This window comes from Millisia brevis NBRC 105863, assembly GCF_001552615.1.
GTDB classification, from domain to species: domain Bacteria; phylum Actinomycetota; class Actinomycetes; order Mycobacteriales; family Mycobacteriaceae; genus Millisia; species Millisia brevis.
Genome location: NZ_BCRN01000018.1, coordinates 35,759 through 54,509 on the forward strand (window position 1 = coordinate 35,759; position 18,751 = coordinate 54,509).

Genomic DNA, 18,751 nt, shown 5'->3' on the forward strand with positions numbered 1-18,751 from the left:
CGATTGATGTGCCGGAAAAAATAACGCACAATCGTCACTATGACCGATATCTTACAGTCCGAGCCGGTTGCGGCAGTCGATAGTTCCATCGGGCCGGAGCTGGTGCATTCGGTCCTGTCGGCGCACATCCTGGCCGACGGTTACGACCTCGTTCTCGACCTGGACCGCTCGCGCGGCTCCCGCCTGGTCGATGCGCGTACCGGCGCCCGCTATCTCGACATGTTCACCTTCTTCGCGTCTTCGGCCCTGGGCTTCAACCACCCGGATGTCGCGGGTGATCCGCAGCTACGGGCGGAGTTGGCCGAGGTCGCGGTCAACAAGCCGAGCAACTCCGACATCTATTCGGTGCCGCAGGCGCGCTTCGTCGACACCTTCGCCAGGGTGCTCGGCGACCCCGCCCTCCCACACCTGTTCTTCATCGACGGCGGCGCCCTGGCGGTGGAGAACGCCCTCAAGACCGCCTTCGACTGGAAGAGCCGCCACAACGAGTCGCGCGGTATCGACCCGGCGCTCGGCACCCGGGTACTGCACCTCGAGCACGCCTTCCACGGCCGCAGCGGCTACACCCTGTCGCTGACCAATACCGATCCGAACAAGACCGCCCGCTTCCCGACCTTCGACTGGCCGCGCATCCCGTCGCCGTACGTGCGGCCCGGTGTCGATCTCGACGCCCTCGAGGACGCCTCGCTCGCTGCCGCCCGCGCCGCCTTCGAAGCGCATCCGCACGACATCGCCTGCGCGATCGTCGAACCGATTCAGGGCGAGGGTGGTGACCATCACCTGCGCCCCCGCTTCCTGCGGGGGCTGCGCGCATTGTGCGACGAGTTCGACGCGCTGCTGATCTTCGACGAGGTGCAGACCGGCGTCGGCATCACCGGCACCGCGTGGGCCTACCAGCAGTTGGGCGTCGATCCCGACATCGTCTCGTTCGGCAAGAAGACCCAGGTCTGCGGCATCATGGCCGGTCGGCGGGTCGACGAGGTCCCGGACAACGTCTTCCGGACGAGCTCGCGGATCAACTCGACCTGGGGTGGCAACCTGACCGATATGGTCCGCTCCCGTCGCATCCTCGAGATCATCGAGCGGGACGGTCTGATCGAGCGGGCCGCCGACAACGGCGCCTACCTCGGCGACCTGTTGACCGACCTCGGCTCTCGGCATCCGCTGCTGGACAACGTGCGCGGTCGCGGCCTCATGCGGGCGGTATCGCTTCCCGATGCGCAGGTGCGCGACCGGGTGACCACGAGCCTCTACGCCGACGAGCGCGTCTTGCTGTTGGGCTGCGGCGAGCGCAGCGTGCGCTTCCGGCCGTCGCTGGCCGTCGAGCGCGGCGAGTTGGACGAAGCGGTTGCCGCCCTCGATACGGTGCTGCGCCGCGAGGGCATCTGACCCGCTCGATCCGCGCCGGCGCCCGATGGGCCGGCATAGGAAAGCCAACCCGAAGCCGGGCGCGCCGGACCGCATACGAAGCTGATCCGGCGCGCCCGCCCCTATTCCGTCGAAACGTCGCAGTCGTCGGAACAATGCGTCGGTTCGGCGGCTTTGTCCCCATTTACCTCATCGCCTTCGTCGACAACGGACAAAAGAAAAGCTGCTGCCGGGGAGAAGGGCGGTAGTCGGGGACGCGTGGACCGGTCGGGACAATTGTGGGAATGCGGTCGGTCCGAGCATCGGCGATCCGACCGGTCGCTGCGGGTCACGCCGATGGCCGCGGTGGACCGCAGGTTGTACCGCAGGTCGACATAGCCGCTGGTATATGCGATTGCTATCCCGGATGATCGTCGATTACGGGATAATCTCCCGACACGTCCGCCCGTGGATGTCCACCGGTCTGATATATCGGTCGAAAAGGCGCTTCGAGTTGCTTGTCGACCGCGCAAACGGGGGTAAGAATTCGCCTCACGAGGGCGCGGTTCTGTCGGCAAACCCGGCTATGCTCGGCGGGGTTCCTGTCGGTATACGGCACCGCGATAATTGGTGAACCCTGAATGGCGAGGTGATGCGCCGTGAATGACGTCGCCGCTCATCTCGAAGGCATTCGTGATCGGCCGACGGGCGTACTGGGCGTGCTGTTCGATCGTGCCCCGACACCGGTCTGCGCGATCCGTGACGGACACGTCGCCTATCTCAATGAGGCCGCCGCCCGGCTGTGGGCCGCGCCGGCGACCGAGACGATGCTGGGTCGATCCGTCCGCGACTGCTTCGTGCGGACCCGGTTGCTCGATCCGCAGCCGCCGGTCGGCGGGATGCCCGCGACTCTGGTCGTGCGGCGCTGCGACGCCACCATGGTCGAGGTCGGGGCGACCGTCCTGCGACCCGATCCGGCCCTGGGCGCCGATCTGCAGCTGCTGGTCCTCGGCGGCGATGCCGAAACGGCCCTCGCGCAGTTCGAGCACGCCGAACCCCACACCCTGCGCTCGCTCGCCGCCGGTGAACCGCATCCCTGGCGCGGCACGGACCCGGGCCGTCCGATCTCGGCCGGGCCGCTCGCCCAGCGGGTCACCGAGGGCCTCGGCCGGCTGGCCGAGATGGTGGTCGCCGGCCTCGACGAGGGCATCGCGATCGTCGACCGCCGCGCGCGGATCCTGTGGGCCAATCCGGCCGCGACCCGGATCACCGGGCTGCGGCCGGGCGACAGTCTGCGCACGCTGGACCTGCGCACCGAGGACGACGCCGAGGTCTTCCCGAACGTGCTGCCGGTCGACCCGCATCCCGCAGACCCCCATGCGCGGGCCGCGTATGCGCACGACGAGTCGGGCGACGAGGACTTCGCCGACGACCTGCCCGCCGAATTGTTGTGCCGGCTCGATCGCGATGACGGTGTCGCGACGTGGCTGTCGGTGGCCTGCGCGCCGCTGCGGGACGGTGCGGACGGCCACGCGGTGGTCTCGATCGTCGACATCTCCGAGCGGCAACTGGTCGCCGAGAAGCTGCTCTACGCTGCCGGTCACGACGAACTGACCGGGCTGCCCGGTCGCTCGCTGTTGATCGAACGGATCGGCACCGCCCTGGCCGGGCGCGCCGCCGGCCGCCTCGGCGCGCTGATGTTCATCGACCTCGACCGACTCAAACTGGTCAACGACACCCACGGCCACCTGGCCGGCGACGAGGTCCTGCGGGTCTTCGCGCAACGTCTGCGCGGCAATCTGCGCCGCGACGACGTGATCGGGCGGTTGGGCGGCGACGAATTCGTGGTCCTGGTGCTGGGCTGCCGGCGCGCCCGGGACATCGTGTCGATCGCCGATCGCCTGCAGCAGCAACTCAACGAGCCGATGGGGATCACCCTCGACGACGGTGGCGAGGAACCGATGGTTGTATCGGTCGGCGCGAGCATCGGCATCGTCACCATCGACGACGACGATCGGCGTTCGCCGCGGCGACTGCTCGCCGAGGCGGACAGCGCGATGTACCGCGTCAAGCGGGCCGGCCGCGGCCACATCGCCCCCGGTCAGCCGCTGTCCCGGTAGCGCTCGTCGCGCCGCGTGTCCGGCGTCACGATCGCATGTCGGAATCGGGACCCGACTGTGCGGAAGGGCGCCCGATGTGAGTTAATGGAGATGGTCGTTGTTTTTTGTGTGTCATCCGTTTCACAGTCCGCGGGCAACCGTGGATGCTCGTTTCCCTTCCCGGTGTGGAGGGGTCGCGTCGAGAAGCCGACCCGGGCTTCGTGGACCGCGAGCCCGCACCCGCATCGAAAGGAAACCCGACATGACCGTCGGAACCGTCAAGTGGTTCAACGCCGAAAAGGGCTTCGGCTTCATCTCCCGTACCGACGGGCCGGACGTCTTCGTCCACTACTCCGAGATCGAGGGCCGCGGCTACCGCAGCCTCGAGGAGAACCAGAACGTCGAGTTCGAGATCACCGACGGCGCCAAGGGCCCGCAGGCCACCGCCGTGCGGCCGCTCTGATCTCCAGCGCGTAGCTAGACCTCTCAACGGCCCCGGGCTTCACAGCCCGGGGCCGTTGTTGTCTGTCCGGAGTCCGGCGCTGTCGTCCGTCCGGCGGTGTTATCCGTCCGGCGGGGACGCTGCGGCCGAAGCGGGGACCGTGCGGCGGAAGCGGGGACCGTGCGGCCGGGGCGGCCCGGCCGCGGTCAGAAGAGGGTCAGCGTGTCGTCGGAACCGGCGCCGGTAGGGCGGGTCCGCTCCGCACGCTTCGAGCGCGGCGCCCGGCCGCTGCCGGCGGAGGGCGGCGTCGCGGCCGACTGCTCCTCCCGTACGCGCTTGGCGGCCCCGGACGGCTTGGTGCTTCCGGGCGACGTGCTCCCGGGCGACGTGCTCCCCGGAGACGTGCTCCCCGGAGACGTGGCGGAGACCGGGGCGTCCGCCGGCGACGATCCGTTCGCGACATCGCGAGCGGCGGCCCCGGCGAGTCGATCGGCCATCTCGTTGTAGTGATTGCCGACATGCCCGCGCACCCAGCGGAAGCGCACCGGGCCGGTCCGGCTGCTCAGCTCCCGATCGATCGCGACGATCAGTTCCCGGTTGCTGACCGGCGACCCGGATGCGGTCTTCCAGCCCCGCCGTTTCCAGCCGGGCAGCCATTCCGTCGCGCAGTTCACCGCATATTGGGAATCGGTTTCGATCACCATCGGTTCGGCGCCCGGATGGGCGCGCAGCGCCTCGAGGACGGCCGTCAACTCGGCGACCTGGTTGGTTCCCGACGTCGCGCCGCCCGATGCGGTCGGTCCCTGGTGGTTCACCCACGCCCAGCCGACCGCGCCGCCCGGGTTCCGCAGGCACGAGCCGTCGGTGCTGACGATGATCACGCACCCACCATACGGCTGGTTTTCCATAATGCCCGGCATTTCGGGCGGCCCGGGTTGCCACAAAATTTGCGACGACCGGGGATCCGCGGCGGTGCGCGCCGCCGGAGAAGCGGACCAAGTGGTCAGATTAGTTGGGGGACTTGGCATCGGCGGTCGGTCGGTTCGTCCGCCGATACCGGGGCGAATGCGTTCGACGACCGTCCGGAATTGTTCGATCAGGCGGCGAGGATTGGCCGCGACCATTGTGTGTCGCCATTGCCGGCGAGCCCGGGCGATATGTCCGTCGACCTGGCGGACCGGGCGGCGACCGGCCCGGGATGATGGCGGACGTGAGGATGACAGCATGACCGCGCGACTCGTTCCCGCCACCGGTCCCGCCCGGGCCGAACTCGACGAGTTGCGGGGTCGGGTACGGGCATTTCTCGCCGACCGGATCGCCGCCGGCAGCTTCGTGCCCGCGGTCGATACCTGGCTGACCCGCGCGGACCCGGAGTTCACCCGGGCGCTCGCCGCGCAGGGCTGGCTCGGGATGACGATCCCCGAGCAATACGGCGGCCACGGCCGCACCTTCCTGGAGCGCTACGTCGTCACCGAGGAGTTGCTCGCCGCCGGCGCCCCGGTCGCCACCCACTGGATCGCCGACCGGCAGGCCGCGCCCTCGCTGCTCGAATACGGCACCGAGGAACAGAAGCAGCGATTCCTGCCCGGTATCGCGGCCGGCGAGATCTGCTGGGCGATCGGCATGTCCGAACCCGACACGGGATCCGACCTCGCGAGCGTGCGCACTCGCGGCGTCCGGGTCGACGGCGGCTGGCGGATCAGCGGTACCAAGCTGTGGACCTCCGGCGCACACCACGCCGATGCCTTCTTCGCGCTGGTGCGCACCGCCCCGCTCGACACCGAACACCGCCACGCCGGGCTCAGCCAGTTCATCGTGTTGCTCGACTCGCCGGGGGTCACCATCCGGCCGGTGATCTCGATGTCCGGGCACCACCACTTCAACGAGGTCCTGCTCGACGACGTCTTCATCCCCGACGAACTGGTCTTCGGGGAGATCGGCAACGGCTGGCGGCAGGTCACCGGCGAACTCGGCTACGAACGCAGCGGCCCGGAACGGTTCCTCTCGACGCTCGGCGTGCTCGACGGGTTGGTCGACGCCGTCGCCGCCGGGGACGCCCCCGCCGACCCGCGCATCGGCGCGACCCTGGCGCGGATGGTGACCCTGCGCCGCATGTCCACCGCGGTGGCCGAGTCGCTGCAGCGCGGCGAGAAGGCCGATCTGTCCGCCTCGGTGGTCAAGATCCTCGGCACGACGATCGAGGGCGATATCGCCGACCTGGCCGACGAGATCGTCGGTTACGCCGCCGCCAACGATCGCATCGCCGACCTGATCCGCGCCGGCGTCTGGCAGCGCCCCGGATTCACCCTGCGCGGTGGTACCAACGAGATCCTTCGCGGGGTCGTCGCACGTGGATTGGGGATGCGCTGATGGCCGCACCGACCGCCGATGATCGGTCCACCGAGCTCGCGGACCTCGCCGCGATGCTCGCCGATCTGTTCACCGTCGGCCCCGAGCCGGCGACCGACGAGGACGGCACCGTTCCCCTGGACGCCGCGCTGTGGGCGACGCTGGACGAGCTGGGCCTGCAACGGCTCACCGCGAGCGAGTCGGTCGGTGGGTCCGGCGCCGGCTGGCGGGAGGCCGACGTCCTGCTGACCGCCGCCGGGCGATCCGCCGCCGCGGTGCCGATCGCCGAACACGACCTGCTGGCGACCTGGCTGCTCGAACAGGCCGGCCTGCCGGTGGATGGTCGGCTGCGCACCGCGGCGGTTCTGCGTGACGGGCGGGCTCGCTGGGTGCCGTGGGCACGCGCGGCCGAGGCGATCACCGTCCTGATTCCCACCGATGACGGCGGATGGGGTGTCGCCGATCTGGACATCGCCGCCGTCGAGGTGACCCCGGCTACCAATCTGGCCGGCGAGCCGCGCGACCACATCGAGATCATCGGGCAGGCCTCGGGTACGCCCGTACCGGCGCACGTCGCAGATGACTACCGCTATCGCGGCGCGCTCGCGCGGGCGTTGGCGATCAGCGGCGCCGCCGAACGCATCGTCGCGCTGGTGGTCGAGCACGCCACCGGACGCGTGCAGTTCGGTCGCCCGATCGCGCGCTTTCAGGCGGTGCAGCGGATGGTCTCCGATCTGGCCTGCGAAGCCGAACTCGCCCGGGCGGCCGCCGAGGGCGCGGTGGAAGCGGCCGCCCTATCCGCCGAGGTCGGATCCGGTTCGGACGCCGCCCCGACGGGATCGACGCCGGCGGGTTCGCCGCCTCTCGATCCCATGGCGCGGCAGGCCGTGGCGGTCGCCGCGTCGGTGACCGGACACGCCGCCGCGGTGATCGCCCGCAATGCCCACCAGGTGCTCGGCGCGATCGGTACCACCCGCGAACATGAATTGCACCGACACACCAACCGAATTCTTTCCTGGCGCAGCGAGTTCGGTCCGGTCGGTGCGTGGGACCGCGAACTGCTCGAATCCGCCGTCGCCGCGGACGGCGACGTCTGGCGGTGGATGACGCGCACCTGACTCGCGCGTGCGTCGGAGCCGCGTTCATGATGGGATGGCGCCATGACACCACCTCCGCTCGGTGCCACCCTCACCTCCGACGGCGTCGACTTTCGGGTGTGGGCTCCACACGCCGGCGCCGTATCGGTCATCGGTGATTTCAACGACTGGGATGCGCAGTCGCATCCGCTCTCCCGGGGCGACGGGGACATCTGGGAAGGTCACGTTCCCGATGTCGCTGCGGGAGCGCAGTACAAGTTCGCGCTGACCACCGACTCCGGCCGCATCGATCGTATCGATCCCTATGCCAGGGCGGTCACCAACTCCGTCGGCAACGGCATCGTCTGGGATCCGAACGCATTCGACTGGGAGGGTGACGATTTCGACTGCCCGCCCTTCGACGACCTGGTGATCTACGAAACGCATATCGGTAGTTTCGTCGCCGGTCCGGACGAGCCGGGCGATTTCACCGATACGATCGGCCGGTTCGACTATCTCCAGGCATTGGGAATCAACGCGATCAAAGTGATGCCGCTCGCCGAGTTCGCCGGCGACTATTCCTGGGGGTACAACCCCGCTCATCCGTTCGCCGTCGAGTCGACCTACGGCGGCGCGGACGCGTTCAAGAAGCTTGTACGCGAGGCGCATCGACACGGAATCGCCGTCATCCTGGATGTGGTGTACAACCACTTCGGGCCGTCGGACCTCGACCTGTGGCAGTTCGACGGCTGGAGCGAGAACGGCAAGGGTGGCATCTACTTCTTCAACGACCACCGGTCGTCGACACCCTGGGGTGATACCCGACCGGACTACGGGCGGGAGGAGGTCCGCCGCTACATCCTCGACAATGCGCTGTACTGGCTGCGCGAATTCCACGTCGACGGTTTGCGTTTGGATATGACGCTGTACATGCGCAGTGTCGAGGGATGGGGCAACGATATCCCCGAGGGCTGGACGATGATGCGTTCCATCGCCGACGCAGTGCGCGAGGAGTTCCCCGAGGCGATCACCATTGCCGAAGACCTGCAAGGGGATCCGGCCGTCACCGCTGCCGATGGGGCAAATCTGCACAGCCAGTGGGATGGCCGTTTCGTGCATCCGATCCGCAAGGCGTTGATCACGATGGACGATGCGCACCGGTCGATCCCGGCGGTGGTCGATGCCCTGGTCGCCCGGGACAACGACAACTCCTTCACCCGAGTGATCTACACCGAGTCGCACGACGAGGTGGCCAACGGCAAGGCCCGGGTGCCGCAGGAGATCGAGCCCGACAATCCCAGCGGCTGGCCGGCCCAGAAGCGCGCCACCCTCGGCGGGGTGCTCACCCTGACCGCCGCCGGTATTCCGATGCTCTTTCAGGGGCAGGAATTTCTCGAAGACGAGTGGTTCCGCGACAGCGTGCCGCTCGACTGGGACCGGGCCGAGAAGTTCCGGGACGTGGTGCGGATGTTCCGGGATCTGATCCGGCTGCGCCGGGACTTCGACGGCGGCACCGCGGCGCTGCGTGGGCAGCATACCGAGATCCTGCACGCGGACGACGAGACGAAACTGCTGGCCTATGCGCGTTCCGACGACGACGGAAATCGAGCGGTCGTGGTGATCAATCTGGCAGTCGAGCCGCAAACCACTCGGATTCGCTTCCCCGACAGCGGATCCTGGAAGCTACGGTTCAATTCCGATGGGCGGACCTACTCCTCGCTGTTCGGTGACCATCCCAGCGGTGACGTCGAGGCGACCGACGTCGACGGGGTGATCGGCGCCGATGTCACCGTCGGCCCGTACGCCGGCATCATCTACGGGCGGTGATCAGCGCGGCGGATCGGGCAGGTCGGCGAGGAATTCGAGCAGCAGGGCGGTGACCTCGGCGGGTCGCTCCTGCTGCAACCAGTGCCCGGCGCCGTCGAGGACCAGGGTGGCGCGGTAGTCGTCGAACCACGGCGTCGAACGGTCGAGGTCGACGCCGCTGACCACCGGATCCTCCGAGCCGTAGGCGAACAGGGCCGGGGCGGCGATCGTGCGGTCGGCGATCGGCGCGGTCAGCCGCCAGTTGCGGTCGAAGGTGCGGTACCAGTTCAGCCCGCCGGTGAAGCCGGTCGCGGTGAAGGTATCGACGAAGACATCGAAGTCCTCGTCGGTGATCCACTTCGGCGGCTCGGCGACCGCATCGAGGCGATCGAGGAAGCCGCGCCCGTCGTCGGGCAGCGCCCCGGAGAAGCCGGACGCGCCCGCCCGCATGCCGCCGAACATCCGCAGGAACGAGGTGCGCACGTCCGCGTCGAGTTCGGCGTCCGCCACGCCGGGCTCCTGGAAGTGCAGGATGTAGTAGAAGCGGTCGCGGTAGACGTACTCCATCGTCGCGACCGGTTCGCGCTTGCTGCGCGGCAGCAGCGGTGTGCTCAGCCCGACCACCCCACGCACCCGTTCCGGGTGGATCAGGGCCTGCTGCCAGACCAGCGCCGACCCCCAATCGTGGCCGACGAAGACCGCCTGCTGCGCGCCGGCGTCGTCGAGCAGGCCGATCAGATCGCCGGTCAGGGCGTGCACGTCGTAGTCGGCGATGTCCTTCGGGCGGGTCGACGCCCCGTAGCCGCGTTGGTCGGGGGCCAATACGTGATAGCCCGCCGCGGCCAGCGGTCCGATCTGGTGGCGCCAGGAGAACGCCACCTCGGGGAAACCGTGGGCCAGGATCACCACCGGGCCGTCCGCGGGGCCCGCTTCCAGGACGCTGAGTTCGATTCCGTTGGTCGCGATGCGTCGTCGCACCGCGGGCACGTCGGTCATGGGATTCACCGTAGTTGCGCGCGGCCGAGTGGGGAACCGGTCGACGGTCGGTGCCGTCGATAGGCTTCGGCGATGCGGAGTCGTCCGGGTGTGGTGCGGAGGTCGGTCGTGCGGGCGTCGGTGGCGCGCCGCTCGGTGGCGGTGCTGATCGCCGCGGTGGTCACCGCTTGCGTGTCCTGCGGCAACTCCTCCGCCGCGCCCGACCCGATACCTCGGATCGCCACGGTCACCTACGAGCGCAGTGCGGGGCCGTTGGACGATTCGACCAATGGTGAACGCGTGCAGAATGATCCGCGCCGGATCGCGGAGCTGGTGGAGCTGCTCGGGCGGTACGACACCCTCGATACCCCCGCCCGGCCGGACTCGACCGTCGCCTGCGTCTGGGCGACGTTGACGACGGTCCGCTACGTGACCGTCGACGGTGCGGCGCACGAGTTGCGGGCGACGAGTTGTGACCCCACCCCGTTCGAGGCGGATCTCGGCGCCCTGGTGGGCGCCTGGCTCACCGACCCACCGCGCTGATCCGGTCGCACCCCGTACCGCTCACCCAGCCCATTTCGAGAGCAGTGCTCTTGCGGTCGTGCCGTGTGCCCGCTACCGTCTATGCCCATACGAGAGCGCTGCTCTCTGGGATGTCGAATGGAGGGGGCTCACGTGACCGAATCGATCACGATCTGGGACGTCGTGGCGTTTGCCGCCGAGATCGCGCTGCTGTTCGTCGCGGTGATCGCCGTGCGCGCCCTCGTCGGCGGCGGTCCGGGCGGCTGGTTGGCCGCGGCGGGCGCCCTGCTGCTGATCGGCATCGTCTGGGGCCTGCTCGTCGCACCGAAGGCGCCCTACCTGCTCGCCCCCGGCTTCCGAGCCGCCGTCGCCGCCGCGATCTTCCTCGCGGTCTCCGGCACCGCCCTCTGGGCCGGCCTGATCACCACCGGCGCCCTGCTCGCGCTGATCGGCGTCCCCCTGATGGTGTTCGTCCAACTCTCCCGCGGCACCCCCGACGCCCTGTCCTGACGTTCGGCGAGTTGCCCTCGAGCAAACACGCGCCGAGAAGCCCGGTGGGGCGTCGACTCTGCTCTACCCTGCCTTCGATCGCGTGCGGACGAACCGGCGGAGGGGGCGAGGTGAACAACCCCGGCTGCGTGCCGACTCGAGTTCGACAGAGGCGTATGCCGGGGACTTCGCCCGCAACTTCTATCCGGCCCACCACCCCTCCGACAATCATCCCCAGCCGAAAGTGGAGTTCTCCCCGCGGTGGGCGCGGGTGGATCTCCCGGATCGGCGCGGGCGATACGGTGGAGGACGACCACTCATCGCCGACGGCGTCCGTACGGGTGTCGATCGGCCGAACCGCAGAGGTGGTGGGCGAGATCGCCGTGGCAGCTTCCGACCGGGATCGCGACGAGCAGGGCAGACCGCGCAATGCGCGCCCCCGCGACGGGCTCGGTCGGCCACTGGCGCCCGGTGCGACCGGGGAACCGCGCATCCCGGACGATCTGTTGCTCCCGCCCGAGGAGTCGTTGCGGTACGCCCAGGAACTGCTCGACGCCGGCCGCCCCTTCCACGCCCACGAGGTACTCGAAGCGTCTTGGAAGGCGGCGCCCGACACCGAACGCGACCTCTGGCAGGGGCTCGCGCAGTTGGCGGTCGGGCTGACCCACCTGCTGCGCGGCAACCGGATCGGGGCGCGCGCCCTGCTCGAGCGCGGTGCGAACCGGATCGGCCGCTACCCGGATGACCCCTACGGTGTCGACATCGGCGGGCTTATCGCGTGGTCGGATCGAGTGTGTTCGACGCTGGATCGATCGGTGCCGCCGAGCCCGATGCGGCTGTGTCACCCGGCCGCGTCTCGACAACCCCCGACCGAGCCTCGACGACCGCCGGAGCCTCGACAGCCGGCGTCGACTCCCCGACATCGTCCCGGCTCGACTCCGCGGCGTCCGGCGGATTCGGCGCGGTAGCCGGCCGGTCGGCGCGGCGCGCGGTCCGAACGGCTGCCAGCCGCATCATCGCCAACCACAGCCCGCCGGCGACCAGCGCCCAGAAGGCCGAGCCGATGCCCGCGATCGCCATCCCCGACGCCGCTACGACGAAGGTGATCGCCGCCGCCTCCCGGTAGGCCGGGGTCCCGAGCGCGGCCGACGCCGCCCCGGCGAAGGTCGCGATCAGCGCGACCCCGGCGATGCTCTCGATCAGCCCGTGCGGCGCGGCGTCCGCCACCGCCCCGACCGCGGCCGCCGACGGCCCCAGGACCAGATAGGTCACCCCGGCCGCGACGCCCGCCACCCAGCGGCGCGATGGATCGGGGTGCGCCTCCGGACCGGCGGACAACGCCGCGGAGATCGCCGCCAGGTTGACCGCATGCCCGCCACCGACCGCGCCCACGGCGGTTGCCGCGCCGGCGTAGAGCAGCGGCCCGCGGGTACTCGGCCGGTAGCCGAACGACGCCAGGACCGCGATGCCCGGAATGTTCTGGCTGGTCATCGTCACCACGAATAGTGGGATGCCGATCGCGACCAGGGTGGTGGCGTCCCACGTCGGGGTCACGAGTCCGAAGCGGGGGAGCAGCCGGTCGACGGTCAACTCGCCGAAAACCCCGGACAGCGCCATGACGACCACCGCCGCACCGAAGGCGCCGGGGACCGCCCACCGGCGGGCGAAGGCCATCAACAGCAGCCACACCACCAGCACCGGCGCGATCGCCGCCGGCGAGGCCGCCAACGCGGTGAACGGGGCGACACAGAGGCTGAGCAGAACGCCGGCGAGCATCGCATTGGCCAGCGGGGTGGGGATCGCCTCGACCAGCCGCCCGAGCGGGCGCACCAGGGCTGCCAACGCCAGCAGCACCCCGGCGAGGACAAAGGCGCCGACCGCGGCGGCGAACCCACCGGCCGGGATCGCGGCCGCGGCCAAGAGCGCGGCCCCCGGCGTCGACCAGGCCATCGTGATCGGCATCCGGGTGCGCCACGAGAAGAACAGACAGCCGAACCCGGTGGCCAGGCACAACACCATCAGACCCGACCCGGCCTGTGCGGTATCGGCGCCCACCGCGCGCAGACCGGTCAGCACCACCGCGAAGGAGCTGGTGAACCCGACGACCGCGGTGACGATGCCCGCGATGATCGCCCGCGCCGTCTGATCGGTGCCGGCGGGGTGCGGTGGCGCAGGTTCGGGAGCCGGAGGCGGGGAAGCCGGAGTCGACATGAGCATCGACGATAGAGCCGAACCCCGGACGGGTTCGCGCCGAGACCAACCGGCCGAATTGGCCCTGTCGGTCGGACCGGGATCGCCGGTCGATCGGATCAGTTCGGTGGATCCGGCATCCACACCTTCGCCTGCGAGTCGGCCGGGTAGTAGTGGCCGTTCGGGATCGTCTGCAGTTCGATCAGCATTCCCCAGGGTGCTCGCACGTAGACGCTGCCGTTGCCGGGGGTGTCCTCGAACCGGCTGTTGCCGTGGACGTCCGACAGCGCGGTGCCGCCCGCGTCGATCAGGCGCCGGCGCATACCCTCGATGTCGTCGACGTAGAAACTGATGTGGTTCAAGCCGATATCGGCCAGCCCGGCGGCGGGGCGCTGGTCGCCCTCTATCTGGAAGATCTCCAGACCGGGGCCTTCGCCGATCACCACCATGCGCTGGCGGCGGATCCGGGCGCCGGGCGGAAGACCCAATTGCCGTTCGACCTCGGGGCCCTCGCGAGGCTCGTCGTCGAGGGTCAGGCCGTCGTAGGCGATCTTGGCGCCCAGGCCGTCGACCAGGAACTGCGTGGCGGCATCCAGGTCCGGAACGGTGACGCCGATATGTTGAATGCCGCGCGGACGCGGTAGCGATGCACTCATCACAAGCCTTCCTCGTGTGCAGCCCGGTGCGAAGCTGGGATCCCCGAGCGAGGTGCACCGCGTCAGAGATCGTCGTCGACCCAGTCGGTGCCGGTCCATTCGATCAGGGCCGAATCGAAGGCAACCTCCAACCGGTCTACCAGCGTCTGCGCACGCTCGTCGGCGATCCCCACCTCCAGGTGTGCGACGGAGTCGTACACGGTGTTCCGGATCACCGCACCGTCCTGGCGGGCGGCGTTGTCCAGGCGCCCGGCCTCGGCGTGGTCGACATCGACGGTCAGGATGCGCAGGCGGCTGCGAGCGCGGGACCCGGCGGCGTCGAGCGCGTCGGACGCCGATTGCCCGTACGCGCGGGCCAAACCACCGGTGCCGAGCAGCGTGCCGCCGAACCATCGGGTGACCACCACGACCACGTCCGACAGGTCGCGCCGGGTGATCGCCTCGAGGATCGGCGCGCCGGCGGTCCCGGACGGCTCGCCGTCGTCGCCGCTGCGCCGCACCATCGCCTCGGGTCCGACGACGTAGGCCCAGCAGTGGTGACGGGCGTCGTGGTGGGCGCGGCGCTGCTCGGCGATCGCCGCGCGGGCCTGCTGCTCGTCGGCCACCCGCAGCGCCACCCCGAGGAAGCGGGACCGCTTGACGTCGATCTCGGCTTTCCCGGTTCGCCGGACCGTGCGGTAGCGCTGCACGTCGGACATTCCGGCAGTCAACCACAGTTCGGCAGCGGGACTACCCTGGCGAACGCGAGGCCGACTCCGGTCCCGACCACCCCGATCAGCTCACGAAGGTGACTTGTGAACGTCTTCCAATCCCGGCCGGCCAAGTTCTTCAACGCCGCGTTCCTGGCGCTGCGCGATGCTCCGGTGGTCGGTCCGCTGCTCGGCCGCAGCCTGGTGGAGATCAGTTGGGTCGGCCGCACATCCGGCAAGACCTTCAGCACCCCGGTCAACTATCGCCGCACCGGTGACTCTGTGGTGATCGGTGTGATGGCGCCCGATCAGAAGAAGTGGTGGCGAAACTTCCTCGGTGAGGGTGGCCCGATCACCCTCAAGGATCTCGACGGCAGCGACCGCAGCGGCCACGCGGTCGCCACCCGCGACGAGGCCGGCAAGGTGCTGGTCAAGGTCGCGCTCGACGCGACGACCTGACACCCGCTCGCCGCACCCGGAGATCCGCGGATACGGCCATCGCGTACCCGCCCGACCGGGGAGAGGTATCCCTGCCCGATTCGGGTGGTTGCGTCCTGCCCGAAGCGCGCGGCGGCGCCCGGCCAACCGGGGCCGATCCCACCCGAAGATGGGTTTTCCCGACGGTGCTCGAGCGGAAGGCTGGGCGGGAGCCCACCATTTTGTCAAGATGGAGACATGTTCCCGACGCTTGATCTTTCCACGGCGGACATCAATCCCGACGCGTTTCGCGCCGAGCTGCGCGATGCCGCCCATCGGCACGGCTTCTTCTACCTGACCGGCCATGGCATCCCACCGGAGCTCGTCGTCGAGGTGCTGACGCTCGCCCGCCGCTTCTTCGCGTTGCCGGACGAGGCCAAGTCCGAGATCAGCATGTTGAACAGCCCGCACTTCCGCGGCTACTCGCGGATCGGCGGTGAGCTGACCAACGGGCTGGTCGACTGGCGCGAGCAGATCGACATCGGCCCGCAGCGTCCGGCGATCCCGAACGCCGAGGGGTACTGGAACCTGCAGGGACCCAACCAGTGGCCGTCCGCCCTGCCGGAGCTGCAGCCGGTTTTCGAACGCTGGATCACCGCGGTCTCCGGGGTCGGTCTGCGGCTGCTCGGACATTGGGCGGTATCGCTCGGCGCGCCCGCCGACGTCTTCGACGCCGCCTTCGCACACGCCCCGGCCGACCTGACCAAGGTGGTGCGCTACCCGGGGACCGCCGACACCGAGCAGGGCGTCGGCGCGCACAAGGATTCCGGGGTGCTGACGCTGCTGTTGCTCGAGCCGGGGTCGGCCGGCCTGCAGGTGGAGACGACTCCCGGACAGTGGGCGGACGTCCCGCCCGTCGACGGGGCCTTCGTGGTCAACACCGGCGAACTGCTGGAGGTGGCCACCGGCGGCTACCTGCGCGCGACCCGGCACCGGGTGATCGCACCCGCCCCGGGCACCGACCGGATCTCGATCCCGCTGTTCCTGAGCCCCGCGCTCGACGCCACGGTCCCTATCATCGAACTGCCGCCGGAGTTGGCGGCCGAATCGCGCGGCGTCGAACTCGACCCCAACAACCCGATTTTCAACACCTACGGACAGAACGCCTGGAAGTCGCGCGTGCGCGCACATCCGGACGTCGCGCAGCGCCACCACGGCATCACGCCGACGGCGGTCGCGTCCGCTTACTGAAACCCGCACGGTCGCACCGGGATACGCCGGTGCGCACAACGACGTGCCGGCCGCCACCGATGGCCGGAACCAACCGCTGGGAGGAATTACAGATGGTCGCCTCGAGTATTCGTCTGCCGAGAGCGCTGCGCCTGGGCGCGGGCGCGGTCGACACGATTCCGGAACTGCTGACCGAAGTCGGGTCGCGGCGACCGCTGATCGTCACCGATACCTTCCTGGTCGGCACCGGACTGATCGACCGCATCGTCGAGGCGCTGACCGCCGCAGGGTCCGAGCCGGCGGTCTTCTCCGGTGTGGTGCCCGACCCGACGACCGATTCGTTGGTCCCCGGCGTGGAGGCGGTCCACGCACACGCCGCGGACGCGTTGATCGGCATCGGCGGCGGCAGCCCGATCGACACCGCCAAGGCCCTGGCCGTGCTCGGTGCCACCGGCGAGAAGATGACCGAGTTCAAGGCGCCGCGCGTCTACGGCGGACCGGCCCTGCCGGTGATCGCCGTGCCGACCACCGCCGGCAGCGGGTCGGAAGCCACCCAGTTCACCATCATCACCGACAGCGTCTCGGACGAGAAGATGCTCTGTATCGGGCCATCGTTCCTGCCGACCGCCGCGGTGGTCGACTACGAGCTGACCCTGTCGATGCCCGCGCGGCTGACCGCCGACACCGGCATCGACGCGCTCACCCACGCGGTGGAGGCCTACGTCAGCCGCAAGGCGAACCCGTTCTCCGACGAGCTGGCGCTGTCGGCGATTCGCGCGATCTCCGCGAACCTGCGCGCCGCCTACGAGGACGGCTCCAACCGCGCCGCGCGCGAGGCGATGATGCTCGCCTCCGCCCGCGCCGGCATGGCCTTCTCCAATTCGTCGGTCGCCCTGGTGCACGGCATGAGCCGCCCGATCGGCGCGCATTTCCATGTCGCCCACGGACTGTCGAATGCGATGCTCTTCCCGGCGGTCACCGCGTTCTCGATCCCCGGCAGCCCCAAGCGGTATGCGGATTGTGCGCGCGCCTACGGCATCGCCGACGACCGCACCCCGGACTCGGTGGCGGCCTTCGCCCTGGTCGACGCGCTGGAACGGTTGTGCCGGGAGGTGGCCGTGCCCACCCCGCGCGATTACGGGATCGATCCGACGCGCTGGGAGGAGTTGGTGCCGCTGATGGCGCGCCAGGCGATCGCCTCCGGATCGCCCGCCAACAATCCGTTGGTGCCCTCGGTCGACCAGATCGAACAGCTGTACCGCAAGATCTTCGACTGAGCCGTGGATCCGGCCCCCGTGATCGGGGGCCGGGCTACCGCCTGCCGAGGTGGGCGTCGAGCGCGGTCAGACCCGCGGGCACCGACCGGCGCCCCACCCCGATACGGAAATAGCGGTCGGGGACGTCGCTCAGTGGCGTGCAATAGATCTCGGACGGCAGGAGCAGCACTCCGGCCTGCTCGACGAGCTCCCGGCAGAACCGGTTGGCGCCTTCCGGTCCGTGGTACCGCGCGAAGGCCACGCTGCCGCCGACCGGCGGATGCCAGGACAGCAGGTCGGCATACCGGGCGAACAGATCGTCGACCAGCGGCACGTTCGCGGCGACGATGTCCCGGTTGCGGTCCCGAATCCGGTCGCCCGCGCGCAGCGCCACCGTCGCGAGGAATTCGCTCGGCCCGGCATTGCAGATCGACGTGTAGTGCTTGTGCCGCTCGAGCAGATCGAGGAAGGCGTGATCGCGGGAGGCGACCCAGCCGACCCGTAAACCCGGCAGCCCGTAGGCCTTCGACATCACGTTGATCGACACCGCCGTGGGCGACAGGTCGGCCGCCTGCGGAAGCCGGCGGGCGGCGTCGCGCTCGACGCCGCGATAGACCTCGTCCGAGACCAGCCGGATGCCGCGCTCCTCGCACAGGTCGACCAGATCCTGCCACCTCGCCGGGTCGAGCACCGCGCCGGTGGGGTTGTGCGGGAAGTTCATTCCGATCACCCGAGTGTTCGGGCGCAGCGCCCCGCGGACGTCGTCGAGGTCGATCGTCCAACCGGACTCGGTATCGACCAGCGGCACACCGGTGACCTCCGCGCCGGCCGCCAGGGGGATCGCCTCGAACGCTTGATAATTGGGAACCGGCACGATGACGTGATCGCCCGGTTCGACGGCGAGCTGCATCACCCAGAAGATCGCCTCCTCGGCGCCGGCGAACATCAGGATGTCCTGCGGCTCACAGGCGTCGTAGGTCGCCGCGACCGCCTCCCGCAGCGGATCGCCGCCGCGGGTCTCGACGTACCCGAGACCGAGGGTGTCGAAGGCGGCGCGGTCGTCGTCGCTGCCGAGGGCGAGCAGTTCGCCGATCGACATCGATTGGGCGTCCGACGCCGTCAGGTGGTGCCGAGCGGTGAACTCCCAGCGGGAGAAGTAGTCCTCGAGGCGGAACGTCGGCAGACGTTGAAAGGTGCTCTCGGACATC

At 69.7% G+C, this 18,751-nt stretch carries 17 protein-coding genes and 1 pseudogene; 12 read left to right on the forward strand and 6 right to left on the reverse strand.

The features are described from left to right. Positions 1–39 precede the first annotated feature (39 nt). The 3 genes from lat to MB1_RS20885 all read left to right on the forward strand — a co-directional run bounded on the left by lat (position 40) and on the right by MB1_RS20885 (position 3,909). Complete coding sequence (gene lat, locus MB1_RS20875; protein ID WP_066912151.1) at positions 40–1,389, forward strand: L-lysine 6-transaminase; 1,350 nt, start codon at positions 40–42, stop codon at positions 1,387–1,389. Positions 1,390–2,006: 617 nt separating this feature from the next. Further along, positions 2,007–3,467 carry a sensor domain-containing diguanylate cyclase gene (locus tag MB1_RS20880; protein WP_157084213.1) on the forward strand — a complete coding sequence of 487 codons (1,461 nt, stop codon included), beginning with the start codon at positions 2,007–2,009 and terminating at the stop codon, positions 3,465–3,467. Between the two features lie 241 nt (positions 3,468–3,708). Next, complete coding sequence (locus MB1_RS20885; RefSeq protein ID WP_066912156.1) at positions 3,709–3,909, forward strand: cold-shock protein; 201 nt, start codon at positions 3,709–3,711, stop codon at positions 3,907–3,909. Between the two features lie 185 nt (positions 3,910–4,094). Here the strand turns inward: MB1_RS20885 and MB1_RS25780 are convergent, their stop codons facing one another. Beyond that, positions 4,095–4,769, reverse strand: a complete 675-nt coding sequence (locus MB1_RS25780) for a ribonuclease H family protein (RefSeq protein WP_084352352.1) — start codon at positions 4,767–4,769, stop codon at positions 4,095–4,097. Between the two features lie 343 nt (positions 4,770–5,112). On the opposite strand from MB1_RS25780, the gene MB1_RS20895 reads away from it, so the two are divergent. Genes MB1_RS20895 through MB1_RS20905 form a run of 3 tightly spaced genes read left to right on the forward strand, consistent with a single transcriptional unit; the run spans position 5,113 to position 9,140 of the window. Then, positions 5,113–6,258, forward strand: a complete 1,146-nt coding sequence (locus MB1_RS20895) for an acyl-CoA dehydrogenase family protein (RefSeq protein ID WP_066912161.1) — start codon at positions 5,113–5,115, stop codon at positions 6,256–6,258. Beyond that, the gene (locus MB1_RS20900) at positions 6,258–7,355 is read left to right on the forward strand and encodes an acyl-CoA dehydrogenase family protein (RefSeq protein ID WP_066912164.1); all 1,098 of its coding nucleotides are present in this window, start codon (positions 6,258–6,260) and stop codon (positions 7,353–7,355) included. The genes MB1_RS20895 and MB1_RS20900 overlap by 1 nt, the downstream gene beginning before the upstream one ends. Before the next feature lie 42 nt (positions 7,356–7,397). Next, entirely contained in the window at positions 7,398–9,140 is a 1,743-nt protein-coding gene (locus tag MB1_RS20905) for an alpha-amylase family glycosyl hydrolase (protein WP_066912170.1), read from the forward strand. Here the strand turns inward: MB1_RS20905 and MB1_RS20910 are convergent, their stop codons facing one another. Continuing rightward, positions 9,141–10,115, reverse strand: a complete 975-nt coding sequence (locus MB1_RS20910; RefSeq protein ID WP_066912322.1) for an alpha/beta fold hydrolase — start codon at positions 10,113–10,115, stop codon at positions 9,141–9,143. 72 nt (positions 10,116–10,187) lie between these two features. On the opposite strand from MB1_RS20910, the gene MB1_RS20915 reads away from it, so the two are divergent. The 3 genes from MB1_RS20915 to MB1_RS26675 all read left to right on the forward strand — a co-directional run bounded on the left by MB1_RS20915 (position 10,188) and on the right by MB1_RS26675 (position 12,073). Continuing rightward, positions 10,188–10,637 carry a hypothetical protein gene (locus MB1_RS20915; protein ID WP_157084216.1) on the forward strand — a complete coding sequence of 150 codons (450 nt, stop codon included), beginning with the start codon at positions 10,188–10,190 and terminating at the stop codon, positions 10,635–10,637. Positions 10,638–10,769: 132 nt separating this feature from the next. Continuing rightward, on the forward strand, positions 10,770–11,126 hold the full coding sequence (locus MB1_RS20920; RefSeq protein WP_066912175.1) for a DUF2568 domain-containing protein: 357 nt from the start codon (positions 10,770–10,772) through the stop codon (positions 11,124–11,126). Between the two features lie 362 nt (positions 11,127–11,488). Next, positions 11,489–12,073 (forward strand): DUF309 domain-containing protein, encoded by a 585-nt coding sequence (locus MB1_RS26675; RefSeq protein ID WP_439646968.1) that lies wholly within the window; start codon positions 11,489–11,491, stop codon positions 12,071–12,073. 70 nt (positions 12,074–12,143) lie between these two features. On the opposite strand, the pseudogene MB1_RS20930 reads toward MB1_RS26675, so the two are convergent. The 3 genes and pseudogenes from MB1_RS20930 to MB1_RS20940 form a co-directional block, all read right to left on the reverse strand. Continuing rightward, positions 12,144–13,322, reverse strand: a pseudogene (locus MB1_RS20930) (benzoate/H(+) symporter BenE family transporter); the annotation flags it as partial. Between the two features lie 92 nt (positions 13,323–13,414). Then, entirely contained in the window at positions 13,415–13,951 is a 537-nt protein-coding gene (locus MB1_RS20935) for a VOC family protein (protein ID WP_066912180.1), read from the reverse strand. A gap of 62 nt (positions 13,952–14,013) precedes the next feature. Next, positions 14,014–14,649 (reverse strand): IMPACT family protein, encoded by a 636-nt coding sequence (locus MB1_RS20940; protein WP_066912183.1) that lies wholly within the window; start codon positions 14,647–14,649, stop codon positions 14,014–14,016. A 96-nt stretch (positions 14,650–14,745) separates the two neighbouring features. Here MB1_RS20940 and MB1_RS20945 point away from each other — a divergent pair, with 96 nt between their 5' ends. The 3 genes from MB1_RS20945 (at position 14,746) to MB1_RS20955 (ending at position 17,564) form a co-directional block, all read left to right on the forward strand. After that, complete coding sequence (locus MB1_RS20945) at positions 14,746–15,099, forward strand: PNPOx family protein (protein ID WP_066912186.1); 354 nt, start codon at positions 14,746–14,748, stop codon at positions 15,097–15,099. Positions 15,100–15,315: 216 nt separating this feature from the next. After that, complete coding sequence (locus MB1_RS20950; protein WP_066912189.1) at positions 15,316–16,308, forward strand: isopenicillin N synthase family dioxygenase; 993 nt, start codon at positions 15,316–15,318, stop codon at positions 16,306–16,308. A gap of 59 nt (positions 16,309–16,367) precedes the next feature. Next, entirely contained in the window at positions 16,368–17,564 is a 1,197-nt protein-coding gene (locus MB1_RS20955; protein WP_245650298.1) for an iron-containing alcohol dehydrogenase, read from the forward strand. A 34-nt stretch (positions 17,565–17,598) separates the two neighbouring features. On the opposite strand, the gene MB1_RS20960 is transcribed toward MB1_RS20955, so the two are convergent. Beyond that, the gene (locus tag MB1_RS20960) at positions 17,599–18,750 is read right to left on the reverse strand and encodes an aminotransferase class I/II-fold pyridoxal phosphate-dependent enzyme (RefSeq protein ID WP_066912195.1); all 1,152 of its coding nucleotides are present in this window, start codon (positions 18,748–18,750) and stop codon (positions 17,599–17,601) included. Position 18,751: the final 1 nt, after the last annotated feature.

Excerpts from the sequence above, each read along its gene's own strand:
- MB1_RS20915 (WP_157084216.1), top strand. The coding sequence starts at position 10,188 with ATGCGGAGTCGTCCGGGTGTGGTGCGGAGGTCGGTCGTGCGGGCGTCG.
- lat (WP_066912151.1), top strand. The coding sequence starts at position 40 with ATGACCGATATCTTACAGTCCGAGCCGGTTGCGGCAGTCGATAGTTCC.
- MB1_RS20935 (WP_066912180.1), bottom strand. The coding sequence starts at position 13,951 with ATGAGTGCATCGCTACCGCGTCCGCGCGGCATTCAACATATCGGCGTC.
- MB1_RS20960 (WP_066912195.1), bottom strand. The coding sequence starts at position 18,750 with ATGTCCGAGAGCACCTTTCAACGTCTGCCGACGTTCCGCCTCGAGGAC.
- MB1_RS20905 (WP_066912170.1), top strand. The coding sequence starts at position 7,398 with ATGACACCACCTCCGCTCGGTGCCACCCTCACCTCCGACGGCGTCGAC.
- MB1_RS20895 (WP_066912161.1), top strand. The coding sequence starts at position 5,113 with ATGACCGCGCGACTCGTTCCCGCCACCGGTCCCGCCCGGGCCGAACTC.
- MB1_RS20955 (WP_245650298.1), top strand. The coding sequence starts at position 16,368 with ATGGCCGGAACCAACCGCTGGGAGGAATTACAGATGGTCGCCTCGAGT.
- MB1_RS20900 (WP_066912164.1), top strand. The coding sequence starts at position 6,258 with ATGGCCGCACCGACCGCCGATGATCGGTCCACCGAGCTCGCGGACCTC.
- MB1_RS20910 (WP_066912322.1), bottom strand. The coding sequence starts at position 10,115 with ATGACCGACGTGCCCGCGGTGCGACGACGCATCGCGACCAACGGAATC.
- MB1_RS20940 (WP_066912183.1), bottom strand. The coding sequence starts at position 14,649 with ATGTCCGACGTGCAGCGCTACCGCACGGTCCGGCGAACCGGGAAAGCC.
- MB1_RS20950 (WP_066912189.1), top strand. The coding sequence starts at position 15,316 with ATGTTCCCGACGCTTGATCTTTCCACGGCGGACATCAATCCCGACGCG.
- MB1_RS20885 (WP_066912156.1), top strand. The coding sequence starts at position 3,709 with ATGACCGTCGGAACCGTCAAGTGGTTCAACGCCGAAAAGGGCTTCGGC.